The sequence below is a fragment of the Alloprevotella sp. genome, assembly GCF_057240785.1.
Genome location: NZ_DBHHRH010000035.1, coordinates 48,117 through 59,515, shown reverse-complemented (window position 1 = coordinate 59,515; position 11,399 = coordinate 48,117). Strand labels below are relative to the sequence as shown.

Here is an 11,399-nt window from a genome sequence, read left to right as displayed (position 1 = left end):
TATTCACTACAAATATAAGAACTTTGGAGCTTACACACTTTTTTAGGACAGTATCTATCTGGAAGATTGATAATCCCCACCTTATTTATATAGAGCCACACGGCATCCTCAACAATGGCTTTGCCGTAGAAGTGCTGAACAATCTGGCCACATCGAGCGATAAAATAGACTTAGGGGCAACACTAAAAGAAAATCACCTCGCCATCTTCCGGCAAGGTGATGAATACTATTGTGTTGATTTCGCGCACAAGTGCATTTTTAACTTGGCTTCAGAAGGCATCGACTTCAAGGCCTTACTTCCCGCTCTGCAAGAACTCCGACCTGTACCTGCCCAAAGTACCCATCATCCTAACGATATTCTGGGTAACGTCCTTTCGCACCAGACTTCGGCTTCCGACCGCAATGCCGAATGGGAAGTGGGGGGCAATGGTGGATATGAGGTGGACGAAGAGTGGAAGTTGAAGAGATAGAGCAAAGTTCTCAATGCTCTTATGCAGAAATCCAATCCTATTCCTTACTCTGTATGGAAATCTTGTCCCCCACTACCACAATAGTCTGCTCATTTGTGATGGGTTTCAGCGGTAGGTGGCTGTATTCCTGAATCACAGTTTGGGTAGCCTCTTCAAAGGAAAACTATTGAAATGCAAAAACGGATAGAAGTCCACAGCACCCAGCCCTGTAAAATCTCTGAAGCCCGGTACAGGGTCGTCCATTTTTATGGCGTACTCAATATTAAGGGGAAAAATCATTGCTCCTGTCGAGTCTCCTATGCCATTCGGCTTGTACTCCACTCGTCAGTATAGCAGTATAGCCAATACAAACTTTGGGTGTTAGCTGATGCTATTGTTTTTTTTGAATCTTTCCTAGAAAGTAATGGCATGTATTACTTGCTTTTTACATTTCTTTCACCATCAATCACTTCCTTAATCCGTTCTATCAGATTATAGAAGTCAGGTGTGCCACTTGGCTCTACCAACTTCTGAGGAACAACCAAACTATATGCCCCTCCGATATGGGGCCGGTCTTTGATATCTTGAACGCTATCGATACACCACTCATTGCGCTCACCAATATCATGCAAGACCTTGGTATGACTGATACAAGTCTCCAAATCGTCATATTTGCGAACAGCAATATCTTCAGTCTTCTTCCATGTCATATCTACTATACAAAGCGAGTAGCGTTCCTTCTGCTCTACTGATGTTTTGAATTGAAGGGCTGACATTTCCACAGAATCACGGGTACTCCATCGAGATTTGACTTCGACATAATATATCACTTTATCGCCTACCCAGACCTTATAGTCTTGACCACCTTGTTGATCACAAACCTCGACTTTCAATTGTTCATTGTTGATAGCATCTTGTAATTTCTCCAAAAGAAGTCTCTCTACAAAATCTCCTAACTCATGAATGAAATCATTATGACGATTCTCATAATCTTTTTGAGCCAATGCATTTCGACCGGCATCAATAATCTCCTGCATCCGAGGATCATCGGCGAGCTCAGCCAGCGACTTAATCTTAGTTTTATCTTTCAAGAGTGTATATACATTCGGCAAATCATTATTGTCAATGCGGTGGAGGAAGATCTCAGCTTTATTTTTATTGATATTAGTGAACCAATCTTCCCAGTTCTCATCCTTGCTATCCAGATGCTTGATGATATCAAGAGTAACTTCGGAACTATAGTTCGATTCTTGAAGGGCATCATCAATAGGACGGGCAACATTCTCTTTAACTTTATCCTCAGCGAACTTTTCAAAGTCCTTGAAACGGGGAGTAACCCACTTATCACGTATGTCCTCTCCCTTCACCCGTTCGTAATATGAAATCAAGTCATCAATATCTTCAGCTTTATATTCTTCATGCTCGGCTAATACATGCAGTGCGTCCCACTTACAGAGTTTACCTTTCTGATTAGGGAATATCGCATAATCCTGCATGGTCTTCTGATAGGCAGTCGGACGTTCCTTGTTGGAGAGTGCATTCAGAAGTTGGTACAACATTTTCTGATTTTGTTCGTACCATTTTGCATCTTCTGTTGCTGCAAGTTCTATCTGCTTAAATTGCCATTTGACAAGCGAATCGAACACCACATTATACATCAACTGCTCCTTGTCCACGTCACCAAGGTGCGGAACATGATTAAGCTGCATCTGCTTATTGTGCATATTGCAAATAACCTCCATGGCCTGGTAACGAGTATTGCTCGTATTGGAAGTTGGGAAAGTCATACAGAAATCTATAACTGCTTCTAAGTTGTTCATGTAAGGTTTCGGCTTCATCTCCTCGGCACTCACAAAACCATTAAGTGCAGTCTTCAAATCTTCGCGTGTTGGCGATACCCATTCATCGTAAACCTTGACATATTGTTCGTCCACCAACTGATGGGTAAAATCTGGTACTAATGGTTTGATGGCCATATAGAGGTTGTCGGGTATATTCTCACCATTCCGCAGATTGTTAATCGAGCAAAGTACACCTTCTCGATTTGGAATTATAGCCTTACGAAAATACTCCGTTTGTCCACTCTCCTTCAAGTACATCAAGAACTCCAGTAAACCAGTCTTATCATTGTTTTCTATAATCTTGTTGACAATGTCCTCTACCGACACAACCCATTCCCTCTTTTCAGGTTTCCATCCAAAGACAATGTCGCTCCAATCAAGAATTTCTTCCTTCTTCGGTAGGCAGGAAACCTTACTCGCGTAATCATAAACGACTTTCAGGTATTTCTCATTACCTTCTTCTCGTAGAAACTCTACAATGGTATGATCAAGAACCTTAATCTTGTCCGTTTGACTGATACTTACATGTTTATCTGTCGTTTCAATGAAGGGAATAGACTGAAATTCATCCACCCACTTAGTGTGAAGTGACTTGAAGTATTCTACCAACTCATGTTTCATTGCTGTTGTATCAAAGCCGACAGGTGCCAAAGCAATACTACCCGATATATTCGCACTATGCTCCCTCAGATAGTCAAACAGCATCTTGCACATCTCATCAATTAACGCAACATCAGCATCAATTTTATTTTGATGTTCACTATTTCCATCTGGTAATACAATCAGGTCACGAGGCTCGGTAGGGAAAAACTTCTCCGAGTGGAAGATATAGTTAATGCTATGTTGCTCGGTCCCTAATAGAGGAAAGAAGATGAAGAAACGAGGAACATTATTCAGCTTCCTAGCCTCGGTTGCTTGACGTAAAGGTAGGATAACGATATCCTTTCTATCTTCCGATTGCAAATAAAAGACATCTATCGGGGTCTGATTTTTCCTGATTCTCTTACAGTGAAGTCCTTCTGCATCTTGTTTGTCCTCTTTGCGGAAGTCAATGCTCGTCCCTTCCTGCAAATGTATAGTACAGCGCTCAATACGCTCGTTGATAGTCATTACATACGGCATCAATTCGACGGCGGCTTCAACTCCCATTCTTGCAGCCTTTTTTCTGTCTGGACGGTCTAAATGATACAGAAATACGGTCTCCGGCTGTGCCGTAGCAGTTGCTTCTTTATATTTATTCACCAGCAATTTGTCCAACTCACCTAATTGTTCTGTCATTGATTGAATCATGCCAGGGAGATCGTCCGAACTACGATCAATAACAAACCCCTTCCCATCAGAAGTTTCCAAAGATACATACTTTCCCTCTGCAATCTCATAGGATCCAAACAATTCCAGGACTCGGCTGAACTTATGGGTGGTCATAAAACCAGTACCAAACTGTCCGGCTGCATCAGGATCTTCTTTCTCTTCGGACGAGACCTGCTTTATGAGCGAGCTCAGGCTATCAAAATTAAAAGGTCTGCCGTTATGTGCGAATATAAACTTATCCTCGTGTAGTTCAATGCGGATGTGAGAATGCTCAGAGAGGTCGCGTGCATTCTGTACTAATTCCCAGATGGCACGATGAGCCGTACTATCATCAAACTTACCGATACCTTGTAATATCTTTTGGCAATGTTGCTTATTGTCTTGCCTGCGGGCCTTCTCCTTATTCCGCTCTTGGATTTCCTCCAACTTCAGTGGTCTATCTACTGTCATTGTAATGATTGATTATTCTTTCTTATATCTTTACATGTAGTTATTTTCTCAATCAGTGAAATCAGCTTGTAGGTTACGCCATTGCTACCTTGTGCCGTTGTGATGCCCTTGCCAAAGTCCATCGCCTTACGCCGATCGACATTCAGTTGTTCTACCTCGCTCACACGCCCGGAAAGAACATTCTGCTGTTACTGCTGTGCTTCGATTTTCTGTTTTAACTCCGTAATCTGGCTTTCAAGTGTTCTGTACTGAAAAAGGTTGACAGTTCTGATTGTTAAAATATCTTTTGGTTGACAGCTCCTGAACTTAAGTTTATGGGAGGTTGTCATCTCTGTCTCCTAAATCTGTTTTAGGTTGACACTTGCCTTATGGTGGCAAATATACGGATTTTTATTTATTTGGCTTTCTACGTTATTTAGTGGTGACTGCTTGAGGAATGAAAAACACCGGGGGGGGTGCTGTCGGCAGGGGGCGAGTAGCCTCCGAGAGACATTCTATTAACCCCAATTCGAGATAAGCAAGGCTTGTTTTTTGCCTTAAAATAGTTTCAACACAACCCTCTATCAATATGGAGGTTGAGAGGGAGGGGAAAGCAGAAGTGAAGCAGCTCACACTTTTCTAAACCTACCTGCGTGAAACAATGAATCTTCGACCTACAACAAGGTCGAAAGAATCGTTGTGGACTATAAGCTGAGTAAAAAAGAGGTAACCTTAAACCGATTTGGGGTTGTTAGGAGTTTATGAGGGAAAACAAAAGAAAGATGAAGATTTTTGCGGAAAGCCTTGGTGGAGTCAAAAGTTTTTTTTCATATTTACAACGTCAAGGTGACAAATATGTTAGTATTTTCGTTTTAGAAAAGTATCTTATGAACAAAACGTTATTAAGCAAACTTCTTTTGCTGCTAAAAGTCAAGCATACAAAATATTCGGATAAGTTATATTTTGAACATCCATATAAATATACTTTTTATGGACTAGAGCGTATGTTGTCACTCTATAATATAGAGATCAACGCCTTGATGCTTAAGAACAAGGATGAGTTTGAAAAATAGCCTTATTGTATCGACGGACATCCTTAGAAAATGCACTCTTCCAGAGTGCTACAAAAACGAGCGGCGGGAGAAGCGATGATTTTCGCGCGATTCTCGCACCGTTAGATTTACGGAATTATTTACGATAGCGGACTGCGCGCAGAGCGATACCCACCCAGAGAACGACAGAAGTGGTGGCGAGGAGCAACAACCAATCCGAAAGCGAGAGCGGCACTACATTGAACACCGGTCCACCCAAATTGACGATGAGCACCTGCCCCAGCAGAATGAGACCGACTATCAAGAAGAAGCCACGGCAACCACGGAGGCGCGGCCACACTTGGGAGGTGGCAAAGCTGCGGGCGTTGAATAAATTCCAGAATTGGAGCAGAACGAAGAAGGTGAAGAAGAGACTCAACTCGTAGTCAGATAGCAGATTGCCGCCCGTAGCTCTCACTAAAGAGAAAGATTCGGGCAAAGAGCACAAACTGTAGACATAAAAATGTTTCAGCACATAGAGGGCTACGAGTAGAATGCCTGTGAAAGCAAAGCCCGTGAGCAGAATGTTCCACCGCATGGCGGGCGTGATAATAAAGGCTTCGCGAGCGCGTGGCTGCTCTTCCATAACGTCGGAAGAAGGCGGAAGAGAGGCCAGAGCCACTGCGGCAAAGGTGTCCATAATGAGATTGACCCACAGCATCTGCGTGACGGTGAGCGGGCTTTGTGTACCCATAAACGAGCCTATGAGAACAACGAGGCACGCAGCCACATTGACAGTGAGCTGGAAGAGAATGAATCGCTGGATATTCTTATAGAGCGAACGTCCCCACATGACGGCATTGACGATGGAGCTAAACGAATTGTCGATAATCGTGATGTCGCTCGCCTCCTTAGCCACACTCGTGCCGTCGCCCATGGAGAGACCCACATGAGCGGCTTTCAGAGCAGGAGCATCATTGGTGCCATCGCCAGTAACAGCCACCACCTCTCCGCGCTTTTGCAGAGCTTCAACCAATCGCTTCTTATCCATCGGGCGGGCGCGGGCAATGACTTTCAATTCCCCTACTCGCTCTATCAACTCCTCATCGCTGAGAGCGGCAAACTCTGGACCTGTGATGAAAGCCTGCGCGGAATCGGCATCGGAGCAGATTCCCACTTGTCGGCCTATCTCGCGCGCGGTGCCGAGAGTGTCGCCCGTCACTATCTTCACGCCTATACCAGCAGTAAGGCAGCAACGAATGGCGGCGGGTACTTCAGCGCGTACGGGATCGGAGATGGCCACATAGCCTTGAAAGGTGCTGGTAAACACGGCTGTATCGGCCGTGGTGAGTGTACCGCTGTGGCGAAGAGCAGAGAGTTCGATTTCAGCAGCCTCTTGGGAGGAGAAAGCGAGATCTACGAAGCCGAGTGTGCGGAAAGCGCGCTGCTGATAAGAGAAGAGAGTTTGAAGAATTTCTTGTTGGCGAGATTCATCGAGCTGGGGACAGAAATGGAAGAGGATTTCGGAAGCTCCTTTCAGATAGATATGCCATTGTCCATCAACGGAGGACTGGACGAGGGTGGCCATATATTTGCGCTCAGTGGAAAAGGGAATCTGATCTACGACAGCTGCCGCAGAGCGCAGGGCTTCATAGTCGTGGTGCTGCTCGGAGAGCCAGAACAGGAGCGCGCCCTCGGTGGGATTTCCGAGTACTTCGATGTGGTCGGTATCGGTATCATCAAGCGTAGCAGTGGAATTGACGGCGAGGGCTTCGGCAAAGCACATTTCGGCCAGCACCTCAGCATGAGCCACGCGCATACGGTTCTCTGTGAGCGTTCCGGTTTTGTCGGTACAAATCACAGTGGTGGCTCCCATCGTTTCGCAAGCGTGGAGATGGCGCACGAGGTTGTTGGCCTTGAGCAGGCGGCGCATACTATAGGCCAGACTCAGTGTGACGGCCATGGGTAGGCCTTCTGGAACTGCCATCACTATGATGGTGACGGCTATCATAATGCTGGAAAGGAGATACCCTGCAAAGAAAATCCAATTGAACGTGGGAGGAGCGGAGAGGAAGTACTCCACCGTGCGTCCCACCAAGATGAGGGCTGCCAAGACATAACTGGCGCGGGAAACGAAGATGCTGAGTTTGTCGAGCTGCCTACTAAGAGGTGTTTGCTCCCCATTGTCGATTTGGGCAGCACGGAAAACGCGGCCGTTCTCAGTATGGTCGCCAACGGCTTCCACGAGAAAGCTGCCGTTGCCTTCCATTACCTTCGTGCCGCGCAGCACACGATTGGAGGGAAACGTTGCCTCGGCATCGAAAAGTTCGGTGTGGGTGGTTTTGGAACAGATGGGTTCGCCAGTCAGCGTACTCTCATCAACTTTCAAACTATTGGCTGAAAGCAGTGTTCCATCGGCCGGAACTTCATCTCCTGTGTCGAGCAGGACAAAGTCGCCCACAACAATATCGCGACGGGGAACGGAATGGTTATGTCCGTTGCGCACCACACGCACAGGGATGTCGTCGTTGACCTGAGTAAGCACGGCAAACTCACGTTCGGCGCGCACCTCAAAATAAAAAGCCAACCCTGTGGCCAAAAGAACGGCAATGATGATACCCAAAGGTTCGAAAAAAACAGAAATGCCGAGGCCGAGCACATAAAATTCATAACAGGCAATCAGTATGGACAAAACGGCTGCGACGAGTAAGATAATGATGAGTTGGTCCTGAAACTTATGAAGAAACTTACGGAAGAGTGATTCCCTGGCTGCTGGCGTCAAAACATTATCACCATGTACGCGCCGGCTTTCCAGCACTTGCTCTTCGGTAAGTCCCGTAGAAAATGATTTTGTAGTCATTATAAAATCGTATAGAAAGCAGCAAAGTTACAGAACTTTCATTCGAAAAGTGAAGAGTCCTCAAAAAAGTTGCAGCAGTGAAATGTTATTTATGATTTTAAGCCTCAGAATGTACGCCAAGCAGCAAGTTTTTTTGAAGAGGAGTAGGAGAAAAAGGCTTACTTTGGAGGAAAGTTGTGAGCTTCCGTTGAAGGTGCGTAAGCTACCCTACTTCTTCGATGTCGCCCCTCTTTGAGGAAGGGAGGACAATAAAAAACTGCAATGCCCAAAGAGCATTACAGGTGAAGAGTTGTTATATAAGCCTCCACGAGTGGGAGTTGCAGATCAAAAAGAAGGTTACTAACGAAGGACTTTCTGAGATTTGCCATTAATCCCAATTCGGTTATAAGAAACAACATTGGGAAACAGATGGCGAAGATGCTTACATACTTTTTCAAGATAGAAATGTTTAAAGCAGCGATAACCGGAAGTGTGGAAAAGAATCATTATCAGCATGACTTCTGCCTTTGACATTGTAGAACTTCGATGATATTTTCTTTTTCCAGTAGGTTTTAGCGTATATTTTGCTGTTATAGCATCAAATAACTTGCAGAAGTCGTCTGCCATACAAAAGATTTCTGTAATTTTGTCTTCGGTGATCATAGCGATTTTTGTTTGTAATTATTTGTATATTAGCACCTTAAAGTTACAACAAATTTCGCCAATCACCAAATTTATAGACACTTATAATTCGTCGAACTCACGTTAGTTACGATCCTGACACAAATTCAATGGAAATGCAACTTGTTCGAAGCGAAAGCCATCAGAAATTATCATATAGAGGAGGTGTTAAAGATTATGAAGAGCAAACTGGAAAAAAATACAAACGAAATAGTTATGCTAAATAATTCATTTATAGATAAAATTACCAATAAGAAGGTAATCGGGAGAAAAATATCGTATGAGAACATTGTTCTGTTTTTTTGCGAATGGGAATTCCCGGGAAAAGATGAATACATGGAGTTTTTATTACAATTTAATGGATTATTTTTCCCAGATGGGTTAATCCTTAAAAGTGATTTAGATGTCGAGTTGGAAGTTGAAACCTTATACGACGTCAATGGTAGGCTTGAACGTTATTGGGATATTGCAAAGAAAAACCCTGACCTACCAGATGACTTTACAACAAGACATATACCGATAGGAAATGATGCAGCAGGAAATCAATATTGGGTTGATTTATTTTCGGGCAAAATTTTATTCTTTGAAACAGAGTATGATTTCCCAGAAGGTTTACATGTTGTCTCTGACTGCTTTTGCACATTTTACTCGAATTTACGCCCTATGTAATGAAGGTTGTGTTTTTGGGGGAATCGTTTTGATCAAAGAGGCCATTGATTCCTACTATGTAAGGATGGTACTGACCTACGACGGCATCGACAATCTCCTTGCCTATAAGGACGACCATCAGGAGGTGGAGTACGGCTATGAGGGGATGTGGAAGCTCACGCGCCGGAAGGATGCCCGTGGCGTCATCTGTTTCCTGCATGACCGTGAGGAGAGGCTGCTCGAAATTATCAACGAGAAGGGCGAGCACTATGCCTTTGCCATGGACGCCTCGGGAAACGTACTGCAGGAGGAGGGGTTCGACGGTGGCGTGAGGAAATATGTCCGTGACCGTGCGGGTCGTGTCATCAAGGAAACGCTTCCCAGCGGCAAGTTCAAAGAGTACGAGTACGACAGATGCGGACGGGTCACGCGTGTTACCCACGATTACGACAAGGCGGAAGAGCAGACTTACGGCTACTATGCCTCCGGACGGCTGGCGGAAGCCAGGAATGAACACGCTATAGTCAGTTTCCGCTACGACAACATGGGGTTGCCCGTGGAGGAGCGGAGCAATGAACACGTTATCAAACGTACCTATGACAAGTCTGGACAGATAGCCACGCTTACGAGCTCCCTTGGCGCCGACCTTACCTACGAGCGCAATGAGTTCGGGGAACTGACCTGCTTCTCGGCAGGACAGGCGGAAGCCCCTGGTCGCTTTGAGAGCAGGCACGAGTATGACAGCCTTGGCTTTGAGCTGGAGCGCATGCTCCCCGGTGGCGTGACGCAGAGCTTTGCCTATGACGACATCGGCAGGCTCATCGACAACAAGACCCGCCAGTCATCCAAAGTGCGCAGGGAGCGTAAATACCATTGGGGCAGTGCCGACAGGCTGCTTAAGACGGAGGACAACCGCTTTGGCACCACCACCTATGAGTACAGCCCCACCGGGCATCTGCAAAAGGCGGTCTATGCCGATGGCAGGGAGGAGTACCGTCTTTCGGACAAGGCGGGCAACCTCTTTGACGACCCTGACAGAAAGCTGCGCAAGTACCTCCGAGGGGGAAAGCTGGAGCAGTCGGGGGAATGGCGCTTTGTCTATGACAGGGACGGACAGCTCGTAGAGAAATACAAGGGTTCCGGCAAATGGTGGGACAGCAAGTCCGAACGCTGGCGGTATATCTGGAATCAGAACGGAACGCTGAAGGAGGTCAGACCTCCCGGAGGGGGAGATTTTGCCTTTGATGCCCTGTTCACCTATGACGCCCTCGGAAGGCGCCTGAGCAAGGATGCCATTGGCATCACCTGCTGGCTGTGGAACGACAACGTGCCCCTGCACGAGTGGACACCCAAGCGGAGGCGCAATGAGCAGGGAGAGATAGAAGAATACCAAAAGGACCTCAGGACATGGCTCTTCGAGGAAGAGAGTTTCGTGCCCTTAGCTCTGTTTCAGGACGGCAAGGCATACTCCATCGTGACCGACCATCTGGGCACGCCCGTGGAGGCGTACAACGAGCAGGGCGAGGAAGTATGGTACCGTAGGCTGGACAGGAACGGAAAGGTCATTGAGGAAAGGTCGATGAACTATACTTCCTACAAGGACTACGTCAAGATACCGTTTCTTTTCCAAGGACAGTACTATGATGAGGAAATCAAGTTGGCATACAACAGGTTCAGATACTATGACCCGAATACAGGAAATTACATATGCCAAGACCCCATAGATTTACAAGGAGGTATGCAACTTTACGCATACATTCACGATTCCAATAGTTGGATAGACCCGTTTGGGTTAAGCGGTCGTGGTGGTACTCTACACAGGAGTATTCAAGACCAATTACGAGATGATTTAAAAGGTTTAGGCAAAAGTGTAGAAGCAGAAGGGCAGATAAAATTAAAAAATGGACAATCAAGATTTGGTGATTTAGTAGTAAGGAATGATGTAGGAGATATAATTGAAGTACATCAAATCGGAGATATGCGTACTCGTGGAGGATTTAGACCGTCTTCAAGAGAGCGAGGAGCGATTATGGATATTAGGGAGGCTTTGGGCGATGATGTAAGGATAGTTTTCCACGATAAAAAGGGACGGGTAACACTTATAGACCCCGATAAAGCCGATGACTGGAAAGTGCCAAGTAAAAAACATAGAAAAAATAGTTATGGTTAA

6 protein-coding genes and 2 pseudogenes are annotated in these 11,399 nt (G+C 45.6%); 4 read left to right on the top strand and 4 right to left on the bottom strand.

The features are described from left to right. A pseudogene (locus ACO4R2_RS08315) lies at positions 1-470 on the top strand (hypothetical protein); the annotation flags it as partial. Positions 471-883: 413 nt separating this feature from the next. Here the strand turns inward: ACO4R2_RS08315 and ACO4R2_RS08310 are convergent. After that, positions 884-4,051, bottom strand: a complete 3,168-nt coding sequence (locus tag ACO4R2_RS08310; RefSeq protein ID WP_484769855.1) for a sacsin N-terminal ATP-binding-like domain-containing protein — start codon at positions 4,049-4,051, stop codon at positions 884-886. Next, on the bottom strand, positions 4,048-4,215 hold the full coding sequence (locus ACO4R2_RS08305) for a hypothetical protein (protein ID WP_484769854.1): 168 nt from the start codon (positions 4,213-4,215) through the stop codon (positions 4,048-4,050). The genes ACO4R2_RS08310 and ACO4R2_RS08305 overlap by 4 nt, the downstream gene beginning before the upstream one ends. A gap of 597 nt (positions 4,216-4,812) precedes the next feature. Here ACO4R2_RS08305 and ACO4R2_RS08300 point away from each other — a divergent pair. Next, positions 4,813-5,103, top strand: a complete 291-nt coding sequence (locus ACO4R2_RS08300; protein WP_484769853.1) for a hypothetical protein — start codon at positions 4,813-4,815, stop codon at positions 5,101-5,103. 115 nt (positions 5,104-5,218) lie between these two features. On the opposite strand, the gene ACO4R2_RS08295 is transcribed toward ACO4R2_RS08300, so the two are convergent. Beyond that, positions 5,219-7,921: a calcium-translocating P-type ATPase, PMCA-type gene (locus tag ACO4R2_RS08295; protein ID WP_484769852.1), complete on the bottom strand. Its 2,703-nt coding sequence runs from the start codon at positions 7,919-7,921 to the stop codon at positions 5,219-5,221. 378 nt (positions 7,922-8,299) lie between these two features. Continuing rightward, positions 8,300-8,563: pseudogene (locus ACO4R2_RS08290) on the bottom strand (IS982 family transposase); the annotation flags it as partial. A 195-nt stretch (positions 8,564-8,758) separates the two neighbouring features. Here ACO4R2_RS08290 and ACO4R2_RS08285 point away from each other — a divergent pair. Both ACO4R2_RS08285 and ACO4R2_RS08280 read left to right on the top strand, forming a co-directional pair. Then, entirely contained in the window at positions 8,759-9,250 is a 492-nt protein-coding gene (locus ACO4R2_RS08285) for an SMI1/KNR4 family protein (protein WP_227960506.1), read from the top strand. Further along, complete coding sequence (locus ACO4R2_RS08280; protein WP_484769851.1) at positions 9,165-11,399, top strand: RHS repeat domain-containing protein; 2,235 nt, start codon at positions 9,165-9,167, stop codon at positions 11,397-11,399. Before ACO4R2_RS08285 ends, ACO4R2_RS08280 begins: the two co-directional genes overlap by 86 nt.

What these genes read in the sequence shown, in the direction of transcription:
- ACO4R2_RS08300 (WP_484769853.1), top strand. Translation starts at nt 4,813, where the DNA reads ATGAAGATTTTTGCGGAAAGCCTTGGTGGAGTCAAAAGTTTTTTTTCA.
- ACO4R2_RS08310 (WP_484769855.1), bottom strand. Translation starts at nt 4,051, where the DNA reads ATGACAGTAGATAGACCACTGAAGTTGGAGGAAATCCAAGAGCGGAAT.
- ACO4R2_RS08295 (WP_484769852.1), bottom strand. Translation starts at nt 7,921, where the DNA reads ATGACTACAAAATCATTTTCTACGGGACTTACCGAAGAGCAAGTGCTG.
- ACO4R2_RS08285 (WP_227960506.1), top strand. Translation starts at nt 8,759, where the DNA reads ATGAAGAGCAAACTGGAAAAAAATACAAACGAAATAGTTATGCTAAAT.